Below are 24,768 nucleotides of genomic sequence, written 5' to 3' on the forward strand. Positions count from 1 at the left end.
CGACAGCGCGCGCCCCTCACCCCTGGGATCACTTGGTGTAGCTGTCCAGATTGTCGGCATTGACGACCGTCACCCCGGTGTCGATGTCCTTGATCTCGCCGGCCTCGCCCTTGATCTGGGCAACGAGGCTTTCCACCGCCAGACGGCCCATTGTCACCGGACGCTGCACCATGATGCCGTTGATGAAGCCGTCCTTCACGCCTTGCACGGTGTCCGGCAGGTCATCGAAGGCAAAGACCTGCAGCGCGCCCTTGCGATCGGCGAATTCCTTCTGGGCCAGAACCTTGGCGACCGCCGGGCCGCCCACCTGGCTCATGCCGAAGATGCCGGACAGATCGGGATTGGCGCGCAAGAGCGCTTCGGTCACGGAAACGGCCTTGGCCAGGTCGTCCTCGGTTCCCTCGATGGCCACGATCTCGATCTCGGGATAGGCTTCCAGCGCCTTCTTCACGCCGTCGATGCGCTCGTTCAGGTTCGATGCGCCGAGTTGGCCGGTCACGATGGCCACCTTGCCCTTGCCGCCCAGCGCCTCGGCCATGGAATTGCCCATGGTTACGCCGGCTTCGGTGTTGATCGTGCCGATGTAGAGGCTGCGGGCGCTTTCGGCGCTGTCACTGTCGAAGGTCACAACCTTGATGCCGGCGTCGATGGCCTGCTGGATGACGCCTTCGACTGATTTCGGCTCGTTGACCGAGATCGCGATGCCGGTGACATTGCGCGCAATCAGGTCTTCCATGATCTTCACCTGGGTCGCGCCCTGGGTGTTCTGCGGCACTACCCACTGATAGCTGACGCCCAGACGGTCGGCAGCCTCTTGGGCGCCGGTGTTGCAGTCGTCAAAGAACGGTACTGCAACCTTGGGCACCACCGCGATGGTGACGTCCTGTGCGAAAGCCGAGCTGCCAGCCAGTGCAGCAAGAGTCACGATGGCGGCGCGCGCGGTGTTGAAAAGGGTATTCATGGTTTCTCCTCCACTCCCGGCTGAGGGGCCGGGCTCCCTGTGATGTCTCAGTCGTCGTTGGATCTGATGCTTGCCGGGCCTCAGCCGTTTCCTCCCGTCAGTTTGCTGCGCAGCACATCAAGGCTGACCGCGATCAGGATCACGCCGCCGGTGATGGCCTGTTGCGCATAGGTGTTGATGTTCAAAAGCACGACGCCGTTGGCGATCACGCCGACCAGAGCCGCCCCGATCACCGCGCCGGTGACACTGCCCACGCCGCCGGCAAGGCTTGCGCCGCCGATCGCCGCCGCCGCAATCACGTCGAGTTCAGATCCGAACCCCGAGGCCGGCTCGGCCGAAAGGTAGCGCGAAAAGCCGATGATGCCGGCCAGAGAGGCGATGGTCGAGGACAGCACATAGACCGCAAGCTTCACCCGGTCGGTCTTGACCCCGCTCAGCCGCGCCGCGTGCTCGTTGCCGCCCGTGGCATAGACGTGGCGGCCGAACCGGGTACGGCGCATCACGAGGGCGAAGACCACCATCAGCGCCAGCATGATGACAACCGGAACCGGAACCGGGCCGACATAGCCCTGACCCAGCACCGAGAATGCCTCGGGCGTGTCCGGCGTGACCGGGACGCCGTGGGTAATCATGTACATCATGCCGCGCCCGATGCTCAGCGTGCCGAGTGTGGCGATGAAGGGCGGCAGACCGACTGCCGTGATGAGAAGCCCGTTGGCCAGCCCGAAGGTCACACCAACCCCGACACCCGCCGCAATGCTGGTCGAGGTGCCAAACCCTGCGTCAAAGCACAGAGCCGTGACCAGCGAGGCAAGCCCCATGGCCGAGCCGACCGACAGGTCTATGCCGCCGGTGATGATGACCATCACCATGCCGATGCTCATGATCGCGGTCAGCGAAAACGCCCGGAAAACCCCCATCAGGTTGTTGGTGGTCAGGAAATAGGGCGTGTAGAGGCTGATCAGTGCGCCGACGATCAGCATCGCCAACAGCACGTTGACTTCGCGGACATGACGCAACTGCGCCAGCCCGTGCCACAGGCGCTGTGGGGTCTGTTCCGCAGTGGCGGATTTCTGGCCAGACATGGACATTCAGGCTCCTCTCCCGATCTTGCGTGGCAAATGGCAATCGTCCCGACCGCCGAAGCACCAGTTCATCGTGGCCCCTAAAAAAGGCGCGGCATGTCGCGTCCGGCGCTGGCGGGGTCAAATGACAACGCTGTCATTACTCTGCGTTGCCGCCACAACTGTCCATGGCAATTTCAGAATTGCGTCATGCTGAAATTTGCATAACGCACGAAAATATGCCCGAAAACTGCGGATTTCATGAAGAAAAGCGCGTGCGCGGGCTTGCGGTCCGCCCTAGGTTCGACACAGTTTGGCAGCGCTGTCATATCGACAGGCCGTTATCTCTTTACCGCTTCGGGCCCGGTTCTTCGACCAGAACCGAAATCCCGGACCTACGGGAACTCCGCCAATGACCACCGATCCCCGCAACCTGGCCATGATCCACACCGTCGCCGGGCTGATCGACCCCTTCAAGTCCCTTGCCCGGCAGCATCTTCCTGGCTGGAGTGCCGTGAACATGCTGGACGAAAGCCTGCTGGGCGACACGATCCGGGATGGCCGCCTGACCACGCAAACGACCCGCCGGTTGGCGGCGATGGTCTGTTCGGCGGTCGATGGCGGCGCGCAGGCGGTTGTCGTCACCTGCTCGTCGCTTGGTCCGGCGGTCGAAGCCGCCCGCCCACTCTGTCCGGTGCCGCTGTTCCGCATCGACGAAGGCATGGCGCAGGAAGCCGTGCGCCTCGGGGGGCGCATCGGTGTCTTGGCCACGCTGGCCACGACGCTCGATCCGACCTCGGCCCTGATCGCCCGCACGGCAGCCAATCAGGGGCGCCCCCTCACCCAGATCCGGCGTCTGGCTGAGGGCGCCTTTGCCCGGCTGGGGGCTGGCGACACGGACGGCCATGATCGGCTCGTTGCGCAAGAGTTGATCGCATTGGCCAGCGAAGCGGAGGTGATTGTCCTCGCCCAGGCGTCGATGGCACGGGCTTTGACCTCTGTTCAGGACCATCTCGGTTCCTTGCCGGTGCTGACCAGCCCTGCGCTGGGCATGGCCCATATCGCCAAGGCGCTTGCGCAATAACAATATGATATAACGGAGAAAGTCATGGAATACAGAACACTGGGCCGATCTGGCCTGAAAGTATCGGTCATCACGATGGGCACCTTCACCTTCGGGGGCAGGGGGGCCTTCGGAATGGTCGGTCAACAAGGCGTTCCCGAAGCGCGCCGGCTGGTCGACCTGTGCATCGACCATGGCGTGAACGTCTTTGACACCGCCAACATGTACTCGACCGGCCTGTCCGAAGAGACTCTGGGCGAGGTGCTGGAGGGGCGCCGCGACAGGGTTCTTGTCACCTCAAAGGCGCGCATGCGCATCGGTGACGGCCCCAACGACGAAGGGGTCAGCCGCCACCACCTGATCCGTGAATGCGAGCGCAGCCTGAAGCGCCTGCGCACCGAGCACATCGACATCTACTACATGCACGAATGGGACGGCACGACCCCGGTGGAAGAAAAGATGGCGGCGCTGGATACGCTGGTGCAGCAGGGCAAGGTTCGCTACGTCGGTTGCTCGAATTATTCCGGCTGGCACGTCATGAAATCCCTGATGGCCGCCGAACGGGACCGGCGGCCGCGCTTCGTGACGCAGCAGATCCACTACACGCTTGAGGCGCGCGAAGCCGAATACGAACTGTTGCCGATCTCGGTCGATCAAGGCCTTGGCGTGCTGGTCTGGAGCCCGCTTGCCGCCGGATTGCTGACCGGCAAGCACCGCCGCGGCCAGCCCACCCCCGAAGGTTCGCGCCAGTTCGCCGGCTGGACCGAGCCGCCGATCCGCGACGAGGAAAAGCTGTGGTCCATCGTTGATGTCCTGGTCGAGATCGGTGCTGCCCGGGGCGTTTCCGCGGCCCAGGTGGCGCTGGCCTGGCTGCTCGCGCGTCCCGGTGTGTCCTCGCTGGTGGTTGGCGGCCGCAGTGAGGCTCAATTCCTCGACAATTTCGGCGCGGTCTCGCTGCGGCTGACCGCTGACGAGATGGCCAGCCTGAACGCCATCAGCCGCGTGCCGCTGATCTATCCCTATTGGCACCAGCGCAATTTCGCCGCCGACCGCTTCAGCCCGGCCGACTGGGCGCTGCATGGCGACTATACCGCCGACTGACGGCACCTGCACGCGCCCCGGGACGGGGCGCGTCACCCCTTGCGACAGGCGTCCATCCAGCCAAGACCGACCAGGGTGTCACCCGCCGGGCGATATTCGCAACCGACAAACCCATTATATCCAAGACGATCCAGCTCGGCCAGGATCACCGCATCCGCCAATTCGCCGGTGCCGGGCTCATGGCGCAGCGGCACCGCCGCAATCTGCACATGGCCGATGATCGGCATCATCTGGCGCAGCCCGGTCAACACGTCGCCATGCAGGATCTGCCGGTGATAGATGTCAAATTGCAAGCGTAGGTTCGGCAGGCCGAGATCGCCGACAAGATCGGCTGCCGCATTGAAATCATTCAGGAAATACCCAGGCATGTCGCGCCCGTTGATCGGCTCTATCAAGACCTGCAGGCCCTCGGCGCCCGCCGCCTCGCACAGATAGGCGAGCGAGGCGCGATAGGCCGCCATGGCCCGCAGGTCCGCCCGGTCGGCCAGCCCGCTCATGACATGAAGCCGCCGCACCCCGGTCGCGCGCGCATAGCGCAGCGCCGTGCCGACCGAGGCGCGGAACTCTGCCTTGCGGTCGGGAAGGGCGGCCAGCCCGCGATCGCCGCGCGACCAGTCGCCCGGCGGCAAATTGAACAGCGCCTGCGTCAGATGGTTGGCTTGCAGGGCCGCAGCGATGGTGTTCGGGTCAAACTCATAGGGGAACAGGTATTCCACCGCCTCGAACCCGGCCCGCGCCGCCGCGGCAAAGCGATCCATGAAGCCGTGTTCGTTGAACATCATGGTCAGGTTGGCTGCAAAGCGGGGCATGGTCAGCGCTTCATCCCCGGCAAGTCCAGACCAGCCAGACCAGCAAGCATCCGGGCCACCGAGGCGTCATCGTCGCGCCCCATGCCGGCCGCCGCCGTCATCACGAACATCTGGAGCGCAGTCGCCGCGATCGGCGTCGGAAACTTCAGGCCACGGCCGATGTCCGAGACGATGCCGAGATCCTTGGTAAAGATGTCTATCGCGCTGCGCGGCGCATAATCGCCGTCCAGAATGTGCGGCACCCGGTTCTCGAACATCCAGGAATTGCCGGCAGAGGCGGTGATGACCTCGTAAACCTTTGCAATATCGAGATTCATCGCCTTGGCGAAGGTGATTGCCTCGCAGGCGGCGGCAATGTGAACGCCCGCCAGCAACTGATTGACAACCTTGAACGCTGCCCCGGTGCCGGCGTCGCTGCCCAGTTGGTAGACCTTGGCAGCGATAGCCGCCAGCACGGGTTGCAGCCGGCGGAACACCTCTGGCGCGCCCGAGGCCATGATGGTCAACTCGCCCGCCGCAGCCCGCACGGCGCCGCCGCTGATCGGAGCATCAAGATAGGCCAGCCCGTGTTCGCCACAGCGCGCCGCCAGAGCGCGCGCCGCGTCGGGCGCCATGGTGGCGCTGGACACCACGACGCCCCCCGCTGCCATCGCGGGCACCGCGCCATCAGGCCCGAACAGCGCCGCTTCGGTCTGGGCTGCGTTGACGACAACACAGAGCAGCACATCGGCGCCTTGCGCTGCCTCCGACGGGCTGTGCGCGCCGGCTCCGCCGATTTCGGCGAAGCGTTTCAGAGTGTCGGGATTCGGGTCAAACCCCGTCACAGTGAATCCGCGGCGCAGAAGCGACGCCGCCATGCCAAGGCCCATCGACCCCAACCCAAGGACGCAAACGCGCATGTCAATTGTGTCGTCCATCACTTTTCCTAGCTATTTCAGTGTTTTGCCTGTGCCAGCGCATTTGGCGGGGCGCGGCCTTGCCAGGGCGACATCCAAATGATAGCGTTGTCATTAATATCGTTACCGCAGAGTCCACGGCCAAGGCAAGAGGCCGTTCGCGCGGTCAGGACAGGAAATGACGGGACAGTGCCGCCATGGGCTGGCAGGTCTTCAATCGGACGGAAGGAATGCCGGGTGCGGATCGGGGCAATTGCAGATGACATTACCGGCGCGACCGACCTGTGCCTGATGCTGACCCGCGCCGGATTCCGCACGGTGCAGGTGATGGGCGTGCCGGAGCCGGACCAAAGGTTGCCGGATGCGGACGCTATCGTTATAGCATTGAAATCAAGATCAATTAATGCTGAAATGGCTGTCGACATGTCCTGCGCGGCGGCCCGGTCTCTGCTGGATGCCGGGGCGGAGCAACTGCTGTTCAAATATTGCTCGACCTTCGATTCTACCGATGAGGGCAACATCGGGCCAGTCACGGCGGCGCTGATGGATGTGGTCGGAGCCCCGCTTGCCATTGCCTGCCCCTCCTTCCCGGAGGCGGGGCGCACCACCTACAAGGGGCACCTTTTCGTGGGGGATCAACTGCTGTCCGACAGCCCGCTGAAGGACCATCCGCTGAACCCGATGCGGGATTCCAATCTGGTTCGGGTGCTGCAAAGACAGACAGCGCTGTCAGTCGGTCTGGTGCAGATCGGCACGATCTGGCAGGGTGCCGAAGTGCTGCGACAGGAGTTTGCGGCCCGGCAGGCCATCGGCCAGCGCATCCTGATCGTGGACACCCTGACGGAGGCCGACCTGCGCACCATCGGCGCGGCTTGCGAGGGGATGGCTCTGGTCACGGGCGGATCGGGAATTGCGCTCGGGCTGGCGGCCAACTTCGTGGCGGCCGGCAAGGTGACGCCGTGGCAGGCGCCGCGCCGGATGGCCGCGCCGGCCGGGCGCTCGGTGGTGCTGGCCGGGTCATGCTCGGCGGCGACACTGGGCCAGATCGAGCAGGCGCGGGCCGCTGGCCTGCCGCTTCTGGCGGTGGATGCCGAAGGTCTGGCGGCCGGTCGTGCCACGGCGGCAGAGCTTGCCTCCTGGGCCATCGCGCAACCGGCCGCAAGCACGCCGCTGATTTATTCCAGCGCCCCGCCCGACACGCTGCGCGGCATCCAGCACCGTCTTGGTCAGCACGAGGCAGGCCAGATGATTGAGGCCACGCTCGCCGAGGTTGCCCGCCGCCTGCGCGACGCAGGCTTTGCCCGTTTCCTGATTGCGGGCGGGGAGACCTCGGGTGCGGTCGTGGCGGCGCTTGGCGTCACCACCCTGCATATCGGGCCGGAAATCGCGCCGGGTGTGCCGTGGACGCGCAGCGAAGGCGGCGCGGACCTTGCCCTTGCGCTGAAGTCCGGCAATTTCGGGGCGCCGGATTTCTTCCTGAAGGCCTGGGATCTGCTGGAGCCGGAGCCGGTCGATGTCTGAGGAAACCCGCGCAAGGGACGAGATCTGCCGCGTCGGCGCCTCGCTGTTCGACCGGGGCCTGACCGCGGGGGCCAGCGGCAACATCTCGGTGCGGCTGGCGGATGGCGGCTGGCTGATGACGCCCACCAATGTCTCGATGGGCGCGCTGGACCCCGCGCGGCTGTCGCGGTTCGATGCGACGGGGCGGCTTGTCTCGGGCGACGCGCCGACCAAGGAGGCGTTCCTGCATTTCTCGATGTATGGCGAGCGCAAGGATGCAGCGGCGGTGGTGCATCTGCACTCCAGCCACGCCACTGCGGTCAGCATCCTGCGCGACGTGGACCCGCAGGATGTGTTGCCTGCGCTGACCGCCTATTACGTCATGCGGGTGGGGCGTCTGCCGCTGGTACCCTATTTCGCGCCCGGCGATCCCGATCTGGCCCATGCGGTCAGGGCGCTGGCCAGCCGGCACCATGCGGTCCTGCTGGCCAATCATGGGCCGGTGGTTGCCGGCACTTCGCTGGCCAATGCCCAATTCGCCACGGAGGAGCTGGAGGAAACCGCCAAGCTCTTCCTCATGCTGCAAAACCACGCGCTGCGCACGCTGACGCCCGAACAGGTGTCCGACCTGCGCCGCCGCTTCAACCTGACCTGAACAGCCCACCGGAGAAAGAACATGACCGCTGCGAAAGAGACGATCGGCTTCGTCGGAATCGGCCTGATGGGGCACGGGATGGCCAGGAACATCGTCGAAAAAGGGTATCCCCTGGCGGTTGTCGCGCATCGCAACCGCGCGCCTGTCGAAGATCTGGTGGCGCGCGGCGCCACGGAAGCGGCCTCGCTGGAGGCGCTCGCGCGCGGCAGCTCCATCGTCTTCCTGTGCCTGACCGGATCGCCCGAGGTGGCCGCGGCCGTTTCGGCGCTGAAGCCGGGTCTGGCGAAGGGATCGGTGCTGGTTGACTGCTCGACCTCCGACCCGACGGTGACGCTGAGGCTGGCGGCCGAACTGGCCGAAATCGGTGTCGATTTCGTCGATGCGCCGCTCAGCCGCACGCCAAAGGAAGCCTGGGAAGGTACGCTCGACTGCATGGTTGGCGCAACGGCCGATATCTTTGCTCGCGTTCGCCCGGTGATTGCAACCTGGGCGGCCAAGATCGTGCATATCGGCGGTGTTGGCGACGGTCACAAGATGAAGCTGCTGAACAACTTCCTTTCGCTCGGCTATGCCGCGCTTTATTCCGAGGCGCTGGCGCTGTCGCGCAAGGTGGGCATCCCGGTGGCAGAATTCGACAAGGTGATCCGCGGTGGCCGGATGGATTGCGGCTTTTACCAGACCTTCATGGGCTATGCGCTGGAGGGCAACCGCGAGGCGCATAAATTCACAATCGGCAACGCCTACAAGGATATGCGCTATGTCGAAGCCATGGCCAACGCGGCAACGGTGGCAACTCCCTTGGCCAGCGCGATCAAGAATTCCTTCGCGCTTGCCATGGCGACAGGCGGCGATGGCCCGACCGATTTCGTTCCGCACCTGTCCGACTTCGTGGCCCGCGCCAACGGGTTGGACTGATCGCGGTCAGGGCCGTTGTGCGCCGTTGGTCCGTACATAGATCGCATAGACCGAGGTGGTCGCGGTCAGGAACAGCCGGTTGCGCCGCGGCCCGCCGAAGGTCAGGTTCGAAACCGTCTGCGGCACGAGGATGCGCCCCAGCCGCGTGCCGTCGGGCGCAAAGCACTGCACCCCGTCGGCGGCGCTGGACCACAGGTTGCCCTCCCGGTCGACACGGAACCCGTCCGGCACGCCGCGGTCGATCACCGCCACCACGCCGCCGCCGCGCAGCCCATCTCCCTGCACCTCGAAGCCGCGAATGTGGCGCGGTTGGCTGCCATCCGGCCCCGTGCCGCTGTCGGCCACATAAAGCCGCGTGCCATCGGGCGAAAAGGCCAGTCCGTTCGGCTGGAAGAAATCCTCGGCCACCCGCCGGATCGCGCCGCTATGCCCGTCGATCCGGTAGACCCCGCGCACCGGTTGTTCGGGATCGGCGCGAAAGCCCTCATAATCGGACTGGATGCCATAGGTCGGATCGGTGAACCAGATGCTGCCATCGCCCGCCACCACCACGTCATTGGGCGAATTCAGCCGCCGCCCCTCGAACCTGTCGGCCAGCACGGTGATGCGGCCGTCGGCCTCGGTGCGGGTCACGCGGCGGGTGCCATGTTCGCAACTGACGAGCCGCCCCTGCAAGTCGCGGCTATGGCCATTGGCGAAATTCGAGAGCTGGCGAAAGACCGAGACGCCACCGCCCGTCAGCGGGTCAGGTGTCCAGCGCAGGATGCGGTTGTTGGGAATATCGCTCCACAGCAGGCAGTTGAGATCATCGAACCAGACGGGGCCTTCGGCCCACCGGCAGCCCCGGAACAGCTCTTCAAGGCGGGCCGAGCCGATCGTCAGCGCGGCAAAGCGCCGGTCCTCGATCTGCAAGACTTCGTCCGGACGCACGTTTTCATCCCCCGCAACGGCCTGCGCAGCTTACGGTGCGCGCCGAACCTTGGCCATGCCGATTCCAGCCCGACCCCTGTCCCCGGTTCCGGGGGCAACACCGCCGGCCCATCTGGCGGTCCGGCGGCTTGTGAACTAGCCTGCAACGGGGAGGCCGGCCGCACAGCGCCGCGCGAGGCTGCCCGCCGGGCCTGTTTCCGGCGAAGCGCCGGATCAATTTCTTCCCGCCGATCTGACGGGCTTGCGGACGCAAAGGAGATCCCATGAAGGTCCTGATCTGTGAGACGGCGGAAAAGGCCGTTGCGCGCGCCGCCGAGCTTGTCATCGCGCAGGTGCGCAAAAAGCCCGATGCGGTTCTTGGCCTTGCGACCGGCGGCACGATGCTTCCGCTTTACCGGAAGCTCTGCGAGGCCTGCCGGCAGGGCGCTGTCAGTTTCGCGCAGTCGACCACCTTCAATCTTGACGAATATGTCGGTCTGGCGCCCGATCACCCCGGTTCCTACCACAGCTACATGCGCGAGATATTCTTCGACCAGACCGACATCGACCTGGGCAGAACCCACTTGCCGCGCGGCGACTGTGCCGATCCTGCAAGCGAATGCCAGCGCTACGAAGCCCTTATCGCGGCCAGCGGCGGGATCGACCTGCAGCTTCTGGGCATCGGCCAGAATGGGCATATCGGATTCAATGAGCCGACCTCGAGCCTTGGGTCGCGGACTCGGATCAAGACCCTGTCGCACAGCACCCGGCTGGCCAATGCCGGGCATTTCGGCGTGATCGACGCCATGCCGCGCCATGCGCTGACCATGGGGATCGGAACCATCCTTGATGCCCGCCAGTGCATCCTGCTGGCAACCGGACAGTCCAAGGCCGCCGCAGTCGCCTCGATGATCGAGGGGCCGGTATCGGCGGGCTGCCCGGCGAGCGCGCTGCAACTGCACCCCGCCATGACTGCCGTGCTGGATGCGGAGGCCGCATCGGACCTGACGCTGACAGATTATTATCACCACGTTCACCCCCTTGGCGAGGCAAGCTTCTGGGAGTGATCGCATGAGGTGCCGGCCCGCCTGACGCGCGGCCGGGGAGGCGGCTGCGACGTCATGTCATTCGACAACGTGCCTGACCCGTGTTCGGATCGGACAAACCCCGTCCGAGCCCCGCCATGCCCTCACGCGATCATCTGCCCCTGGTCTATTCCTGCTCTGGCTGTTCCAGCGCCGCGCAAATGGCCAACCATCTGGCGATTGCGCTGGACCGGCGCGGTCTGGCCGAAATGTCCTGCATCGCCGGTATCGGTGGCGATGTCCCCAAGCTGGTCCGCCTTGCCCAATCCGGGCGTCGCATCATCGGCATTGATGGCTGTGCCCTGGCCTGTGTTCGCAACTGCCTTGCCCGCCACGGTGTCGAGCCGTCGGACTATCATCTTCTGTCCGATCATGGCGTCAGGAAACGTTACCAGATGGATTTCGACCCGGAGGAGGCGGAACGGGTGTTGATCGGCATGGCCGCGGCCCTTGCTGCCGGAGGGGCGGTGCAAGGCTGATCAGTTCTGCGTCCACGCAGCAGGTAGACGGGCAAAAGCCCGGCGTATTCTCAAAACTTTGATGCGGGTTCTGTCTTGACGGAGTCCCTGTCGGTCGCTGGTGGCCGCCTTCCTCTATTGTCCCTTGATCTTGCTTTCCGGCCCCTGAACGAGCCGTCTTTGCGTCAGGTTGCGTCAGGATTTCGTCGGGCGCGAAGTTCCCTGCCATTGGGCGATTGAGTACGTCTGCCATGGACAGCGGGAGAATTCGGATGTGGTTTACAGCTACCGTGGGGAAGATGTTGTCGCGACCCTCGACCGGGTGTGCCGCACTGCGGGCTATCCCAAGACGATCCGCGTCGACCAAGGCAGCGAGTTCGTCTCGCGCGACATGGACCTCTGGGCCTACCAGCGCGGCGCCGTGCTCGACTTCTCGAGACCGGGCAAGCCCACCGACAACGCCTTCATCGAGGCATTCAATGGCCGCTTCTGCGCGGAGTGCCTGAACCAGCACTGGTTCCTGACCCTTGCGGATGCGGCAGAAAATCTGGAGGCTTGGCGTAGATACTACAACGAGGAACGGCCACACGGCGCGATCGGCAACAAGGTCCCGATCAGGCTGACGAAATCGGGGGGCGTCACCAGCCCGTCACCCTGAGCGAAGCCGGAAAACTCTGCCTTCGGGCGGTCCAAACTCGGGGATCGGATCAGTGCGCAGGCAGTGATCGGCACAAGGACAAGGCCACAGAGTGCGATCCCTGCGGCCCGGGTGCCGAGGCAGACACCGAAGCCGAGGCCGGTACCCGCCAGCACCAGATCGCCCCGCTGGGCGAGATGGACGGATGCGAGCGGCTCGCCCAGAAAGATCGCGGCCTGCCGCCTCAAGCGAGGACCAGCCAAGCCGCCGCATCACCCACGCCGCCCTGCGTCCCGTCGTGTAGCGCCCTCGCCAGAGCGCCGCGACGTCGTGGCTGCCGGCAATGGCGCGGCGCAGGTCGAAGGCGAAGGTCGCGCAATCGTGGCGGCCCCAGCGAAAGGGACGGTCGCGCGCGGCCACGATGGCCTCGGTCAGGTGCCGTTCCCAGCCGGGACTACGGTGCGACATTTGCTGTACTCCATCGGATTGCAGGACAGTCGAGCTGCAGAGTATCCGCTTTGCGTTCCGGCCCGCCCAAGCTAGGCTTGACCGTGATCCATCTTTCTGCCGGGAGGCTGCCTTGGTCAGACTGTCCGTGCTCGCCCTGTCGGTTTCGGTTTCGGCGCCGGTGCTCGCGCAGGTTCCCGCCCCCGAGGGCACCACCGCGATTGCCATTGGGGAATTCACCGGCACGGGCGATCCGGGAAGCGATGTGCTCGGCGCGAGTCTCGGAGAGATCCTTCTCGTCGATGCCGTGCAGATGCTGGACACCAACGGTGCTTTCGCAGATTGCCCGGCGATCGTCGTGGAATGGAAGCGGCGCAGGGACGTTCAGGCCGAGATCGATCTGCAGCAGGGCGAGGCCTTCGATCCGGCCACGCGGGTCACCCCCGGACAGTTGATCGCCCCTTCGGTCATGATCACCGGTGCAACCAGTATCGAGGGCGGACTGGCAAGCTATGTTGTCGAGATGCGCTCTCATCCCGACGGCCAGGTGATCAAAAGCTTCACGGGCACTACGGCCGAAGCCGCCATCCGCGATCTCGGGCCCGAGATCGCCCGACAGTTGCTCGACACACTCTGCCCTAAGGGCTGGACCGCCAAGGGCGGCACCGTCGGGGGAGGTCCCGGCGTCGACATCACCGGATCTGTCGCCGCGCTCGAGGTGCCGTTCGAACTCTCCGGCACGTTCCAGGGCGGCACAGTCCTCTTCAGCTACAGCCCGACCGACACGGCGTCGGGCAGGGTGTCCTACACGTTCTCGGGGAGCGGCGTCACGGGAACCGGGACGGGCAGCTACACGGCGACGCCACAGCCTGACGGAACGGTGCGCCTCGAGCAGACAACAACAGGATGCGTGGACGGCATCGCCAATTCCTGCCGGACGGTGACCGATGTCGTGACGCTGACACCAGAAAGCCGGTGATGCCCGCCCCCTCATCCCCGCCCCCAGGTGATCTCCCGGTCCTGGATGGCCGGGACATATTCAAACCCGAGATCGCCGGGGTGGAGCGCCTGCTGGCTTTCATGGGTATAGCGCCAGCTTCTGGGCGTGTTGAGGTCGATAAGGCGGGACTCGTAGCTGGAGGAGACGGCGGTTCGGCTTGTCCGTCTTCGCCCATGCGCTGCCCATCGCGGGGATGCTGGCCATCCGCGAGGGCCTGATTTGCGGCTGCTTACGCTTGCGGACGGACGCCTGCCTGGGCGGGACCCGCACTCCGATCACGGCGGGCCTTGGCGTTGGAGCGACCCTCCGGGATCCCCGGTTCGAGATCGGGGACGGCTCGCTTCCGGATGTTCCGGCGGCTTCCAGCCGCGCCACTTCGCCTGCAACGGTCATCACCGAGATGTTTCGGGGTCGCGATTCCGCTTGACGAAGGTCGCACGAGATCGGCCTATCGGGCGCGGGCCGGGTGGAACGGGAAACAGGGTAGCCTGACCCGCCCTTGGCCTTTGGGCAAGGACAGCGGGCATGATCATCCGTGACAAGCCGGGACTTCGGGAACTACTGTTCGCGCTGCGCGGTTCGGTGCTGCCGGTCATTGCGCCGTCTCTGGCCGTGGTGGCGCTGGTGGCGGCGGGGTTGGTGGCGCTGGACCGTTGGGTGACGGCGATGCCGCATGTCTCGGCGGTGCCCTTCACGGTTTTCGGCGTGGCGCTGTCGCTGTTTCTCGGCTTTCGCAACAACGCCGCCTATGACCGCTGGTGGGAGGCGCGGCGGCTTTGGGGCGGGCTGGTGGCCGACACCCGGGCGCTGATCCGCGAGGCGGAGGTGTTTGTGGAGGCCGAAGCGGAGCGCCGGGCGCTGCTGGCGGGCCAGCGGCAGTTTCTGCACGGCCTGCGGCGGGCTTTGCGCGGCGAGGCCGGCGAAGGGCCGACGCCCGAAGCCGCGTTGCAGGCGATGAACCGGGTGCTGGCCACGGCGCGGGCGGAAGGGCGGCTTGACGGCTTTGGCGCCCGCACGCTGTCGGGGCGGCTGGCCTCGATCACGCTGGCGCAGGCGGGCTGCGAGCGCATCCGCGCCACGCCCTTGCCTTACGTCTATTCGCTGCTGATCTTCCGCACCTCCTGGCTTTACTGCCTCTTGCTGCCGCTGGCGCTGCTGGACGGGCCGGGCTGGATGGCGCCGGTCTTTGTCACCATCGTCGCCTATGTGTTCTTCGGCCTGGCCGAAGTGACCGAAGAACTGGCCCATCCCTTCGGCGCCACCGCCAACGCGCTGCCGCTGACCGCGATCTGCCGCACCTGCGACATCGCGCTGGCCGAGGCCTTGGGCGAGCCGGTGCCGCCGCCGCTTTTGCCGGTGGATTTCCGGCTGGATTGAGCTTTCGGCGGCGCTGGCGGAAGGAACCCGCACAACGGGGCGGGCCTTTTATTCGCCCTTGCGCACGCGGGGCTGCCGCCCTAAAGAAACGCCGGATTTATGGCTGGGGAGATGTCCATGCCGCTTCTGGTGATGAAATTCGGCGGCACGTCGGTGGCGGATCTCGACCGCATCGCCAATGCCGCCCAGAAGGTGCAACGCGAAGTCGAGCGCGGCTATGACGTCATCGTCATCGTCAGCGCCATGTCGGGCAAGACCAACGAGCTGGTCGGCTGGGTGGAAAAGACCTCGCCGCTGTATGACGCCCGCGAATATGACGCCGTGGTGTCGAGCGGAGAGAATGTCACCGCCGGGCTGATGGCGCTGCGCCTGCAGGAAATGGGCGTACCGGCGCGCAGCTGGCAGGGCTGGCAGGTGCCGATAAACACCACCTCGGCGCATGGCTCGGCCCGCTTCATCGACATTCCGCGCGCCAACATGGACGCCAAGTTCGCCGAGGGCTTCAAGGTCGCGGTGGTTGCGGGCTTCCAGGGCCTTTCCGCCGAGGGCCGCATCACCACGCTGGGCCGCGGCGGGTCGGACACCACGGCCGTCGCCTTTGCCGCCGCCTTTGGCGCGGAACGCTGCGATATCTACACCGATGTTGACGGGGTCTATACCACCGACCCGCGCATCACGTCGAAAGCCCGCAAGCTGGACAAGATCGCCTTCGAGGAAATGCTGGAGCTGGCCTCGCTGGGGGCCAAGGTCCTGCAAACCCGCTCGGTCGAACTCGCCATGCGCTACAAGGTGCGGCTGCGGGTGCTGTCCTCGTTCGAGGACACCGACGAAACTTCCGGAACTCTGGTCTGCGACGAGGACGAAATCATGGAATCGAAAGTTGTTTCTGGCGTCGCCTACAGCCGCGACGAAGCGAAGATGACGCTGGTCAAGGTTGAGGACCGCCCCGGCATCGCCGCCGCGATCTTCGGCCCTCTGGCCGAGGCGGGGGTGAACGTGGACATGATCGTCCAGAACATCTCGGAACTCGACGATCCGGCCGACAAGCGCGCCTATACCGACATGACCTTCAGCTTGCCCACCAATCAGGTGGAGCGCGCCAAGAAGGCCATCGAGGAGGCCACCGCCGCCGGCAAGTTCGCCTATGCCAAGTTGGTGACCGATACCGATGTGGCCAAGATCTCGGTCGTGGGCATCGGCATGCGATCTCAGGTTGGCGTCGCGGCCAAGATGTTTGCCGCACTGGCCGCCGAGAATGTGAACATCAAGGTCATCACCACCTCGGAAATCAAGATCTCAGTGCTGATCGACCGCAAGTACATGGAACTCGCGGTGCAGGCGCTGCACGACACGTTCGAGCTGGAAAAGGCCTGAGGCCTGACCGCCACCCTTTGCAAAAGCCCGGCCCCGCGCCGGGCTTTTTCGTTTTCCGGTCCTGCGGCGCGCAGCCGCAGCGGCGCTTGATTTGGCACAAGACCGGCGCGCGGTTCCGCGCTAGACTTTCCGCAGTCACTTGCGAAGGAGAGCTATCGTGCGCGTCTTCACCGTTCTGGGGCCATCGAATTCCGGCAAGACGACCCTCGTTCAGGCCCTGGCCGGGCTGGATGACAAACGCGGCAAATCGCTGAACATTCCGGGGGTGGCCACGGTCACGTCCTTTGCCTTCATGGGTGAGGACTGGGCCGCGATCGACATGGCAGGCGGGGCCGAAAACCTCGGGGCCGCCGCGGCGGCGCTGGCGGCCTCGGACATCGCGGTGATCTCGGTGCCGCCCGATGCCGAGAGCGCGGTGCTGGCCGCGCCCTTCCTGCGGGTGGTCGAAGAGGCGGGTCTGCCCTGCCTTCTGTTCATCAACCGCATCGACAACCCGCAAAGCCGCATCGCCGAGGTGGTGTCGGCCCTGCAAACCTGGTCGCGGGCGCATCTGGTGCTGCGCGAGGTGCCGATCCGGCAGGGCAGCACCATCACCGGCTTTGTCGATCTGGTGTCGGAACGCGCGTGGAAGTTTCAGGACGGGCGGCATTCAGTGCTGATCGACATGCCCGACAGCGTGAAGGACCGCGAGGAACAGGCCCGCGCCGAGCTTCTGGAAAGCTATGCCGATTTTGACGAAACCCTGATGGAAGAGCTGATCGAGGACCGCAAGCCGCCGCTGGCCGAGGTCTACGACATTGCCGCGCGCACCACGCAGCACCATGATCTGGTGTCCTGCTTCTTTGGCTCCAGTCTGAAGCACCATGGCATCACCCGGCTGATGAAATCGCTGCGCCATGACGCGCCGGGGGTTGCCGAGACCGGCGCGCGTCTGGGCGGGCCGAAGGCGGTGGGGGCGCTTGCCGATGTCATCAAGCATCTCGGAAAGGTGGTGCTGGTGCGGGCGATCGGCGGACCGGTCGCGGGGGGCGCGCGGCTTGGTGGGGCCGATGTCGGCTCGATCACCGATCTTGATGCCAAGACCGTGCTGGGCAGCCTTGCCCCCGGCCAGATCGGGCTTGCGGTGAAATCCGACCAGCTTGCTGCGGGGCAGGTCTTTACCCCCGAGGCCGCCGGGCCGCTGCGGGGGCAGGGGCACGCCGCGCCCTATCGCCGCATCCTGACGCCCGAACATGAAAAGGACGACACCCGCCTGCTGACGGCCCTGGACCGTCTGGCCGAGACCGATCCGGCTCTGGTGGTGAGTTCCGACGAGGGCAGCGGCCGCCCGGTGCTGGGCACCCAAGGCCCGCTGCACCTGCGCCGCATCCTTGGCCGGCTGGCCAGCGATTTTGGCGTGCCGGTCAGCGAATCGCCCATCCCGCCCGCGCTGCGCGAGACCATCCAGCGCGGCACCGAAATTCATCACCGCCACCGCAAGCAATCGGGCGGCGCCGGGCAATTCGCCGATGTGGTGATAGCCGTCGGCCCGCAGGCCCGCGGTGCCGGCTTTGCCTTTGTCGAAACCGTCAAGGGCGGGGCGGTGCCGCGCAACTATATCCCTTCGGTCGAGGAGGGCGCCCGCGAGGCGCTGGTGGTGGGGCCGATGGGCTATCCGGTCGTCGATGTCGCGGTCGAGCTGAAGGACGGCAAGTCGCATTCGGTGGACAGTTCCGACCACGCCTTCCGCACCGCCGGCAAGAACGCGGTGCGCGAGGCCTTGGCAGAAGTGGGCACGGTGATGTTGCAGCCGATCATGAAAGTCGACATCCATGTGCCTTCGGTGTTCTCCGGGGCGCTGGTGCCTCTGGTGTCGGGGCTGAAAGGGCAGGTCCTGGGCTTTGAGGGCCATGACAGCGCTGCCGGCTGGGATCTGTTCCAGATCATGCTGCCGATGGCCGCCGAAGATGCGCTTTTCACCGCGCTTGCCGCCGCCACCCGCGGCACCGCGTGGTTCACCAGCAGCTTTGACCACTATCAGGAAGCCCGGCGCGAGGATCTGGCGGGCTCTGCGGTGGGGTGACGCGGCTTTCCCCACTTCCCCTTTCGCGCAACCTGCCCCTATACAGGGAAAAAAGACCACTCGAACGGGAGGGGCCGGGATGCCCGAACGCAGCGAAAGTGACAGCCGCAAGCTTTTGCGGCGCCTGCGCGATGTGCTGGCCACCCCCGCCAAGGGGCAGGAGCGGCTGGACCGCATCACCCATCTGATTGCCGACAGCATGAAGACCGAGGTCTGCTCGATCTATCTTTTCCGCGATGCCGAGACGCTGGAGCTGTGCGCCACCGAAGGGCTGCGCCCCGAATCGGTCCACCAGACCCGGATGAAGCTGGGCGAGGGGCTGGTGGGCCGCGTTGCCCGCACCGGACAGCCGGTGAACACGGCGGATGCGCCATCGGAAAAGGGTTTCCGCTTCATGCCGGAAACCGGGGAAGAGATTTACTCCAGCTTCCTTGGCGTGCCGATCCAGCGGGTCGGCGAAAAGCTGGGCGTGCTGGTGGTGCAGTCGAAAACCGCGCGGACCTATGCCGAGGACGAGATCGACGCGCTGGATGTCGTGGCCATGGTGCTGGCCGAGATGACCGAGCTTGGCGCCTTTGCCGGTGACGACGTGCAAGCGCTGCACAAGCAGCCGCTGATGTTTCGCGGCAGCACCGGGCAGGAAGGCACCGCCGAAGGCCGGGTCTGGCTGCACGAACCCCGCGTTGTCGTCACCAATCCGGTGGCCGACGATCCCCTGACCGAGATCGACCGCATCCGCGACGCGGTGAGCGTGCTGCGCGTCTCGGTCGATGACCTGCTGGCGGCGGAAAGCCTCGACAAAGACCAGAAGGCGGTGCTGGAGGCTTACCGGATGTTCGCCCATTCGCGCGGCTGGCTGCGCCGGATGGAAGAGGACATCCAGCGCGGGCTCTCGGCCGAGGCCGCGGTGGAAAAGGAACAATCTGCCGCCCGCAACCGGCTGGAGCAGGTGGAAGACGCCTATCTGCGCGAACGCCTGCATGATCTGGACGACCTGTCGAACCGGCTCTTGCGCATCCTGACCGGGCAGGGCAGGGACACCGGCGCACAGATGCCGGAAAACCCGGTTCTGGTGGCGCGCAACATCGGTCCGGCGGAGATGCTGGACTATGGCCGCAAGCTGAAGGGCGTGGTGCTGGAGGAAGGCTCGGTTGGCAGCCACGCCGCCATCGTCGCCCGCGCACTCGCGATTCCGATGGTCATTCACGCCCGCAACATCACTGCCGAGGCGCTGAACGGCGATGCCATTCTGGTCGACGGCGATCAGGGCATCGTGCATCTGCGGCCCGAAGACACTGTCTCGCGCAGTTTCCGTGACAAGATCGCCATGCAGGCCGAGGCGCAGAAGCGCTATGCCAGCTTGCGCGACCTGCCGGCCACAACGCGCGACGGGGTGACGGTAGCGCTGCACATGAACGCGGGCCTGATGGCCGATCTGCCCAGCCTTGAAGGTTCGGGCGCCGAGGCGGTGGGCCTGTTCCGCACCGAGCTGCAATTCCTGATCCGCAACAAGATGCCGCAGCGCGCCGAACTCGCGCAGCTTTACGCCCGGGTGATGGATGCCGCTAAGGGCCGCTCGGTGGCGTTCCGCACCCTCGACATCGGCTCGGACAAGGTGCTGCCCTACATGAAGCCGCAGGATGAGCCCAACCCGGCGATGGGCTGGCGCGCGATCCGGGTGGGTCTGGACAAGCCGGGCGTCTTGCGGATGCAGGTGCAGGCGCTGATCCGCGCCTCGAAAGGGCGACCGCTCACCATCATGTTCCCTTTCATCACCGAACATGGCGAGTTTCAGGAGGCGCGCTCCCATGTCCTGCGCGAAATCCACCGCGAGCGGTCGTTGGGCCATCCGGTGCCGGAAAAGCTGGAAATCGGCGCAATGCTGGAAACCCCCAGCCTCGCCTATGCGCCGCAAGCGTTTTTCGATCTGGCCGATTTCGTCTCGATCGGCGGCAATGACCTGAAGCAGTTCTTCTTCGCGGCCGATCGCGAGAATGAACGGGTGCGCAAGCGCTATGACAGCCTGAACCTGTCGTTCCTGTCCTTCCTTGAACAGGTGGTGAGCCGCTGCAACGCCTCGGGCACGCGCCTGTCGTTCTGCGGCGAGGACGCCGGCCGCCCGGTCGAGGCGCTGGCCTTCGCCGCCATGGGCCTGCGCGGCCTGTCGATGCGCCCGGCCTCCATCGGCCCGGTCAAGGCGCTCCTGCGCCGGGTGAAGCTGGCCGAGGCGCGCGCCGTGATCGAAGAGGCCCGCGCGGCCGGCGAGATGTCGGCGCGGCCAAGGCTGATGGACTGGCTCGCGGCGCAACCGCAAAGCAAGGGCCCCCTGCTGCCGCCATGACGGGGAACCTTCCCCGGTTTGTTCGGGGGGCAGGCCAAAAATGGGGCGGGGGGTCGAAATGGGCTTTCGGCCGAGGCTGTGTGGAAACTGCTCTCCGTGATAGACTTCGGCAGGTCAGGCGGAGGCGGGCATGTCGGGTTTCATCGAGGGCGTTGATCGCGGCCAGTCGGTGCTTTTTCCTGATCGGCTGGACGACTGGATCGGCGAAGATAGCGTGGTCCGCGTTGTTGATTTCTTCGTCGAAGAGCTCGATCTGCAGCGTCTTGGCTTCTCCCGTTCGGCCCCCGCGAGGACTGGACGGCCCGGCTATCATCCTGCGGTGATGCTCAAGCTGTTCATCTACGGTTACCTGAACCGCATCCCGTCGAGCCGCAGGCTGGAGCGCGAGGCGGGGCGCAATGTCGAGCTCATGTGGCTGACCGGCAAGCTGGTGCCGGATCACAAGACCATCGCGGATTTCCGGCGCGATAATGGCGTTGGTATCCGCAAGGTCTGCGCGCAGTTCGTCGAGCTTTGCCGCCGGATCGGCGCGCTGAAGGGCGATTGCGTCGCCATCGACGGAAGCAAGTTCAAGGCGGTGAACAACCGAGACAGGAACTTCACCAAGGGCAAGATCGCCAGCCGCATTGCCCATCTCGAAGCCGATGTCGAACGCTACATCACCGAGATGGTTCGCATCGACCGGCAGGAGGAAGGTGCGGCGCGGGCGGAGAAAGTGGAACATCTGTCCCGCCGCTATGGCGGCATCCGGCAGGAGATCGCGCGGCTCAAGGAGATGGACAAGGCTTTGGCCGACGCGCCGGACGGCCAGATTTCCCTGACGGACCCCGACGCCCGCGCGATGGCGACCAGCGCGCGGAACAGCGGCTTGGTCGGCTACAATGTGCAGAGCGCCGTCGATACCGAGACGCATCTCATCGTCGCGCATGAGGTCACCAATCAGGGCTTCGACCGCGAACAGCTCAGCCCGATGGCCATCGCGGCCAAGACCGCCCTTGGACGGGACGACCTGCATGCCATCGCCGACAAGGGTTATTTCAGCGGGCCAGAGATCCTGGCCTGCCATGAGGCAGGGATCACGACGACAGTGCCGCGGCCCGCGACCTCGGGTAATGCGGCCAAGGGCATGTATGTGAAGGCGGACTTCGTCTATGACGCCGAACGGGACGTCTATGTCTGCCCAGCAGGCGAAGACCTGACCTACCGCTACACGACCGAGGAACGCAGCATCCCGATACGGCGATATTGGATCAACGGATGCAAGACCTGCCCCCTTCGGACCCACTGCACGACCGGCAACGAGCGGCGGATTTCACGCTGGGAGCGCGAGGATCTGGTCGATGACATGGATGGCCGCCTTGGGCGGGACCCGGACTACATGACCCTCCGCCGCTGCACCGTCGAGCACCCGTTCGGCACGATCAAGGCGTGGATGGGCGGCACCCATTTCCTGACGCGCAGGCTGAAGAACGTCCGCAGCGAGATGGCGCTGAACGTTCTGGCTTACAACATCAAACGAATGGTCGCCCTGCTCGGCGTCAGGGGGCTGATGCGGGCCATGCAGGGCTGATCACGGACGGGGATAGCCGTCGGGCCGAACCGTAGCCGTCAGAGATCACCCAGAGGCATGGTCGTAAGCACTTTTTACACCCCGATGCGGGTTGCCGTCTGAATTGTCATGTTCCACTCGCTTACCCCCCATCGTCAGCGCGTTTCCACACAGCCTCGGCCCAAAGCGGCCGGTCGTTCCAGTGCGCGGCATCCGCTCCCGGCCGCCCGACAGCTCTGCGGGACAATGCTGCTGTCTTTCAGGCAAGGCTTGCCTGCCGCCTTAACTGCTCGTCCACCTCTCGACTTATCCCGCTTCAGCGGGGCATTTCTCTGCTGGCGGAAAAGCTACCTTCTTCAGTTCGACAGTCGTTCTCAGGATTACTTCAATAATCTGTGCACGTTCGCCCTTGTGCTCCGCGATGTCCACCGCCGCCCAGAGTACACCCATAGTGGTCTTGGCCAGTTCGCGCAGCTCATTTTCAAGGTCGAGGGGGCCGGTAAGGAACCCGGTATCGGTGGCGTACATAAGTTTGTTCCGTCCGGTCCCATTATCCTTTACGATCTTTGCCACCTCTCCCTCGCCCCCATGGCGCTCGATGATTTTGTCGGCAAGTGATCCAAGTTGCGTTCCATCCGGAGCGCGCCATTCTAGGAGCCCGAGCGTGGCGATCTGGACGATAGTTTCTCCGTCCTGTTCCACCCGCAGCAATATCTGGTCGTTTTCAGAATCGAATGCGAGCGCCGGTCCGCTTTCCTTCACCATTGCGACGGCCTCGGCACAGAGCCAAGAAAGCGTGGTCTTGTGGTAGTGGTCCTCGATACGCACTTTCCTGGCCACCTCGCGGTATCCACTCTCTCGCGCGCTCACCACAAGTGCAGCGACTGCTTCCTCTAACGCGTGTGTCAGCATAAAGGTCGCGGGCACGCGGTACCCGCGCTCGCCTTCGCGGTACTTCGTGTCTTCAAGTGTCGCGATGCCGCCCGCCCAATAAAGACACCGCACAGCGTTGTGTGCCCGGTAGCGCGCCTTTTCCGGCAGGATCTCGATCCTCTCCCGCACCCACTTTGCCATGTTGCTTTCAACAACCCGCCGTAGGTCCTCGTTCATCGGCTCGGTCATCCCGATTTCCTTTTGATGTGCAATTTCTAGTACCTGCACATCTCTGTCATTCGTTCAAGGCGCGGCAAACGACCGCCTTTCGCCCCTTGCGGCCAGTCGGATACTTGATGCCCCCCCCGTCGACCTTTCCCCGCCACAGGCGTATCCCTCCCCCGTGACGCTTTGAGACCGGATTGTGGGCCACGTTAAACAAACCGCTAAAAGGGACACGGACGGATGCGCCCCGGACCCCTTGGTTTCGGGGTTTTTCTTTGGCCGGAGGTGGCCATGACGAATGACTGGAAAACGCGCACCAAGCTGGTGCATGACGGCATCCGCCGCAGCCAGTCTGGCGAGATGGCCGAAGCAATCTTCCTGACGCAGGGCTTCGCCTATCAGTATCCAACCTTGAACACCGGCACGAATGAAGCGGGCGCGAGCGACTCAGCCGTGCCGATGCTGTCGATGTTCTCGGGTGTCAGTGTGACAATCCTCGGCCCGGCATGGCGGATCGTGAGTTTGCCCTCGATGGCGCGGACGGCGAATTCAACCGCCAGACGGCCTTGCAGCACGGCGAAATCGGTTGGGGCTGCCAGGATGCGCCCGCGTTTGATGCCGCGATACACGCCGTGGCTGACATAGGTCGACACGATCCCGATCCTGCCGCCAAGCCTGCGGGCGCGCAGCACCGAAACGGCGGCTTCTGCCATCGGCCCGCTGCCCACCAGGTAGTCAATGTCGGGCACCCGATCCAGCACGTCTTCGACCAGAAGCACCTGTTGCTCCAGCCCGGTGTCGCCAAAACGGGTGGCGACAATTTCGGCCGAACTTTCGGCAAGGGCTTCCATAAATCCGCGATCGACGAACTGCACCCAACCGGCGCCCTTGGGGCCGGGGAACCAGGCCAGCCTGACCGGTGCGCTGCCTTTGGGATGCCGCCTGGCAATTTCGCGCCCGGCCGCAGCGCCCATTTCGCGCCAAGAGACACTGGATTTCGCCGTTACGCCCGCATCGTCCATGTCGTTCACAGCCGCGATGACCGGCATCTGTCTGGCAATCCTGACCACGCTTGGGGTCAGCCCCTCGTAGGACACCGGGCCAAGGATCAGGGCGTCCATCTTGCGCTTGCCACAGGTTTCAACCTGTTCGATCTGGCGCTTCAGATTCGGGTAGCCCCCGGCTTCGTAAAGGTCAAAAGTTACGCCCAGCCGCCGCGCTTCTTCCACCATGCCGTAGTTGACGCTAAGCCAGTACGCATCTTTCAGATGTGGATAGATCACGCAAAGGCGCCAGGGTTTCGCAGCACGATCAAGAGCTTGGTAAGTCTGGGCTTCAGTCGGGCTGTCATCGTCGAAGGCAACGGACGGCACTTGCAGATCCCAGGTTTCCGCCGTGGCCACTGCGCCAGGCAGCGTCACCAGCCCGGCCAGAAAGAGCGATTGCAGAAACTTCATGCCTTTGTCC

21 protein-coding genes, 1 pseudogene and 1 riboswitch are annotated in these 24,768 nt (G+C 65.0%); of the genes and pseudogenes, 14 read left to right on the plus strand and 8 right to left on the minus strand.

The features are described 5' to 3' along the window. Positions 1-28 precede the first annotated feature (28 nt). Positions 29-961 (minus strand): sugar-binding protein, encoded by a 933-nt coding sequence (locus G4Z14_RS10125; protein ID WP_164625318.1) that lies wholly within the window; start codon positions 959-961, stop codon positions 29-31. 80 nt (positions 962-1,041) lie between these two features. Further along, positions 1,042-2,052, minus strand: a complete 1,011-nt coding sequence (locus G4Z14_RS10130) for an ABC transporter permease (protein WP_227751644.1) — start codon at positions 2,050-2,052, stop codon at positions 1,042-1,044. Between the two features lie 385 nt (positions 2,053-2,437). Here G4Z14_RS10130 and G4Z14_RS10135 point away from each other — a divergent pair, with 385 nt between their 5' ends. Together G4Z14_RS10135 and G4Z14_RS10140 are read left to right on the plus strand one after the other, a co-directional pair. Next, the gene (locus G4Z14_RS10135) at positions 2,438-3,109 is read left to right on the plus strand and encodes an aspartate/glutamate racemase family protein (protein ID WP_164625320.1); all 672 of its coding nucleotides are present in this window, start codon (positions 2,438-2,440) and stop codon (positions 3,107-3,109) included. Positions 3,110-3,133: 24 nt separating this feature from the next. Further along, positions 3,134-4,189, plus strand: a complete 1,056-nt coding sequence (locus G4Z14_RS10140; RefSeq protein WP_164625322.1) for an aldo/keto reductase — start codon at positions 3,134-3,136, stop codon at positions 4,187-4,189. A 32-nt stretch (positions 4,190-4,221) separates the two neighbouring features. Here the strand turns inward: G4Z14_RS10140 and otnI are convergent, their stop codons facing one another. Together otnI and ltnD are read right to left on the minus strand one after the other, a co-directional pair. Continuing rightward, the gene (gene otnI, locus G4Z14_RS10145; RefSeq protein ID WP_164625324.1) at positions 4,222-4,998 is read right to left on the minus strand and encodes a 2-oxo-tetronate isomerase; all 777 of its coding nucleotides are present in this window, start codon (positions 4,996-4,998) and stop codon (positions 4,222-4,224) included. Between the two features lie 2 nt (positions 4,999-5,000). Then, the gene (gene ltnD, locus G4Z14_RS10150; RefSeq protein ID WP_164625326.1) at positions 5,001-5,915 is read right to left on the minus strand and encodes an L-threonate dehydrogenase; all 915 of its coding nucleotides are present in this window, start codon (positions 5,913-5,915) and stop codon (positions 5,001-5,003) included. A 216-nt stretch (positions 5,916-6,131) separates the two neighbouring features. Here ltnD and otnK point away from each other — a divergent pair, with 216 nt between their 5' ends. Genes otnK through G4Z14_RS10165 form a run of 3 tightly spaced genes read left to right on the plus strand, consistent with a single transcriptional unit; the run spans position 6,132 to position 8,964 of the window. After that, positions 6,132-7,415, plus strand: coding sequence for a 3-oxo-tetronate kinase (otnK, locus tag G4Z14_RS10155; protein WP_164625328.1), 1,284 nt, complete (start codon positions 6,132-6,134; stop codon positions 7,413-7,415). Continuing rightward, positions 7,408-8,049, plus strand: coding sequence for a 3-oxo-tetronate 4-phosphate decarboxylase (otnC, locus tag G4Z14_RS10160; RefSeq protein WP_164625330.1), 642 nt, complete (start codon positions 7,408-7,410; stop codon positions 8,047-8,049). Before otnK ends, otnC begins: the two co-directional genes overlap by 8 nt. A gap of 21 nt (positions 8,050-8,070) precedes the next feature. Next, the gene (locus tag G4Z14_RS10165) at positions 8,071-8,964 is read left to right on the plus strand and encodes an NAD(P)-dependent oxidoreductase (RefSeq protein ID WP_164625332.1); all 894 of its coding nucleotides are present in this window, start codon (positions 8,071-8,073) and stop codon (positions 8,962-8,964) included. 6 nt (positions 8,965-8,970) lie between these two features. Here the strand turns inward: G4Z14_RS10165 and G4Z14_RS10170 are convergent, their stop codons facing one another. After that, positions 8,971-9,894, minus strand: coding sequence for an SMP-30/gluconolactonase/LRE family protein (locus G4Z14_RS10170; protein ID WP_164625334.1), 924 nt, complete (start codon positions 9,892-9,894; stop codon positions 8,971-8,973). Between the two features lie 263 nt (positions 9,895-10,157). On the opposite strand from G4Z14_RS10170, the gene nagB reads away from it, so the two are divergent. From nagB to G4Z14_RS10185, 3 genes and pseudogenes are all read left to right on the plus strand, one after another. Continuing rightward, positions 10,158-10,940: a glucosamine-6-phosphate deaminase gene (nagB, locus tag G4Z14_RS10175; protein WP_164625336.1), complete on the plus strand. Its 783-nt coding sequence runs from the start codon at positions 10,158-10,160 to the stop codon at positions 10,938-10,940. Positions 10,941-11,056: 116 nt separating this feature from the next. Beyond that, positions 11,057-11,437 (plus strand): putative zinc-binding protein, encoded by a 381-nt coding sequence (locus G4Z14_RS10180; RefSeq protein WP_164625338.1) that lies wholly within the window; start codon positions 11,057-11,059, stop codon positions 11,435-11,437. 250 nt (positions 11,438-11,687) lie between these two features. Then, positions 11,688-12,074, plus strand: a pseudogene (locus G4Z14_RS10185) (integrase core domain-containing protein); the annotation flags it as partial. Here the strand turns inward: G4Z14_RS10185 and G4Z14_RS19225 are convergent. Further along, a complete protein-coding gene (locus G4Z14_RS19225; RefSeq protein ID WP_407703826.1) occupies positions 12,066-12,728 on the minus strand; it encodes a DUF6950 family protein in 663 nt (220 codons plus the stop codon). The pseudogene G4Z14_RS10185 and the gene G4Z14_RS19225 overlap by 9 nt on opposite strands. Between G4Z14_RS19225 and G4Z14_RS10190 the strand changes: the two genes are divergently transcribed. The 6 genes from G4Z14_RS10190 (at position 12,634) to G4Z14_RS10215 (ending at position 22,224) form a co-directional block, all read left to right on the plus strand. Continuing rightward, positions 12,634-13,479, plus strand: coding sequence for a hypothetical protein (locus G4Z14_RS10190; RefSeq protein WP_164625340.1), 846 nt, complete (start codon positions 12,634-12,636; stop codon positions 13,477-13,479). The genes G4Z14_RS19225 and G4Z14_RS10190 overlap by 95 nt on opposite strands. Positions 13,480-14,025: 546 nt before the next feature. Continuing rightward, entirely contained in the window at positions 14,026-14,877 is an 852-nt protein-coding gene (locus tag G4Z14_RS10195; RefSeq protein ID WP_164625342.1) for a bestrophin family protein, read from the plus strand. 117 nt (positions 14,878-14,994) lie between these two features. Beyond that, entirely contained in the window at positions 14,995-16,251 is a 1,257-nt protein-coding gene (locus G4Z14_RS10200) for an aspartate kinase (RefSeq protein ID WP_164625633.1), read from the plus strand. 157 nt (positions 16,252-16,408) lie between these two features. Next, complete coding sequence (locus G4Z14_RS10205) at positions 16,409-18,313, plus strand: elongation factor G (protein WP_164625344.1); 1,905 nt, start codon at positions 16,409-16,411, stop codon at positions 18,311-18,313. Positions 18,314-18,392: 79 nt separating this feature from the next. Further along, on the plus strand, positions 18,393-20,654 hold the full coding sequence (ptsP, locus tag G4Z14_RS10210) for a phosphoenolpyruvate--protein phosphotransferase (RefSeq protein ID WP_164625346.1): 2,262 nt from the start codon (positions 18,393-18,395) through the stop codon (positions 20,652-20,654). Between the two features lie 130 nt (positions 20,655-20,784). Then, entirely contained in the window at positions 20,785-22,224 is a 1,440-nt protein-coding gene (locus tag G4Z14_RS10215) for an IS1182 family transposase (RefSeq protein WP_164625348.1), read from the plus strand. A gap of 285 nt (positions 22,225-22,509) precedes the next feature. Here the strand turns inward: G4Z14_RS10215 and G4Z14_RS10220 are convergent, their stop codons facing one another. Both G4Z14_RS10220 and torT read right to left on the minus strand, forming a co-directional pair. Continuing rightward, a complete protein-coding gene (locus tag G4Z14_RS10220) occupies positions 22,510-23,325 on the minus strand; it encodes a hypothetical protein (protein ID WP_164625350.1) in 816 nt (271 codons plus the stop codon). A 144-nt stretch (positions 23,326-23,469) separates the two neighbouring features. After that, positions 23,470-23,547, plus strand: a riboswitch (SAM riboswitch). Positions 23,548-23,699: 152 nt separating this feature from the next. After that, positions 23,700-24,758 (minus strand): TMAO reductase system periplasmic protein TorT, encoded by a 1,059-nt coding sequence (gene torT / locus G4Z14_RS10225; RefSeq protein ID WP_164625352.1) that lies wholly within the window; start codon positions 24,756-24,758, stop codon positions 23,700-23,702. Between the last annotated feature and the right edge of the window lie 10 nt (positions 24,759-24,768).

Origin of the sequence: Tabrizicola oligotrophica (genome assembly GCF_011008935.1) — a bacterium.
GTDB classification, from domain to species: Bacteria; Pseudomonadota; Alphaproteobacteria; order Rhodobacterales; family Rhodobacteraceae; genus Tabrizicola_A; species Tabrizicola_A oligotrophica.

Excerpts from the sequence above, each read along its gene's own strand:
- G4Z14_RS10125 (WP_164625318.1), bottom strand. The coding sequence starts at position 961 with ATGAATACCCTTTTCAACACCGCGCGCGCCGCCATCGTGACTCTTGCT.
- G4Z14_RS10130 (WP_227751644.1), bottom strand. The coding sequence starts at position 2,052 with ATGTCCATGTCTGGCCAGAAATCCGCCACTGCGGAACAGACCCCACAG.
- G4Z14_RS10135 (WP_164625320.1), top strand. The coding sequence starts at position 2,438 with ATGACCACCGATCCCCGCAACCTGGCCATGATCCACACCGTCGCCGGG.
- G4Z14_RS10140 (WP_164625322.1), top strand. The coding sequence starts at position 3,134 with ATGGAATACAGAACACTGGGCCGATCTGGCCTGAAAGTATCGGTCATC.
- otnI (WP_164625324.1), bottom strand. The coding sequence starts at position 4,998 with ATGCCCCGCTTTGCAGCCAACCTGACCATGATGTTCAACGAACACGGC.
- ltnD (WP_164625326.1), bottom strand. The coding sequence starts at position 5,915 with ATGGACGACACAATTGACATGCGCGTTTGCGTCCTTGGGTTGGGGTCG.
- otnC (WP_164625330.1), top strand. The coding sequence starts at position 7,408 with ATGTCTGAGGAAACCCGCGCAAGGGACGAGATCTGCCGCGTCGGCGCC.
- G4Z14_RS10165 (WP_164625332.1), top strand. The coding sequence starts at position 8,071 with ATGACCGCTGCGAAAGAGACGATCGGCTTCGTCGGAATCGGCCTGATG.
- nagB (WP_164625336.1), top strand. The coding sequence starts at position 10,158 with ATGAAGGTCCTGATCTGTGAGACGGCGGAAAAGGCCGTTGCGCGCGCC.
- G4Z14_RS10180 (WP_164625338.1), top strand. The coding sequence starts at position 11,057 with ATGCCCTCACGCGATCATCTGCCCCTGGTCTATTCCTGCTCTGGCTGT.
- G4Z14_RS19225 (WP_407703826.1), bottom strand. The coding sequence starts at position 12,728 with ATGGCAATCGCGGTGGTGCCCTCGGGGGCGGGAACCTGCGCGAGCACC.
- G4Z14_RS10195 (WP_164625342.1), top strand. The coding sequence starts at position 14,026 with ATGATCATCCGTGACAAGCCGGGACTTCGGGAACTACTGTTCGCGCTG.
- G4Z14_RS10200 (WP_164625633.1), top strand. The coding sequence starts at position 14,995 with ATGCCGCTTCTGGTGATGAAATTCGGCGGCACGTCGGTGGCGGATCTC.
- ptsP (WP_164625346.1), top strand. The coding sequence starts at position 18,393 with ATGCCCGAACGCAGCGAAAGTGACAGCCGCAAGCTTTTGCGGCGCCTG.
- G4Z14_RS10215 (WP_164625348.1), top strand. The coding sequence starts at position 20,785 with ATGTCGGGTTTCATCGAGGGCGTTGATCGCGGCCAGTCGGTGCTTTTT.
- G4Z14_RS10220 (WP_164625350.1), bottom strand. The coding sequence starts at position 23,325 with ATGACCGAGCCGATGAACGAGGACCTACGGCGGGTTGTTGAAAGCAAC.
- torT (WP_164625352.1), bottom strand. The coding sequence starts at position 24,758 with ATGAAGTTTCTGCAATCGCTCTTTCTGGCCGGGCTGGTGACGCTGCCT.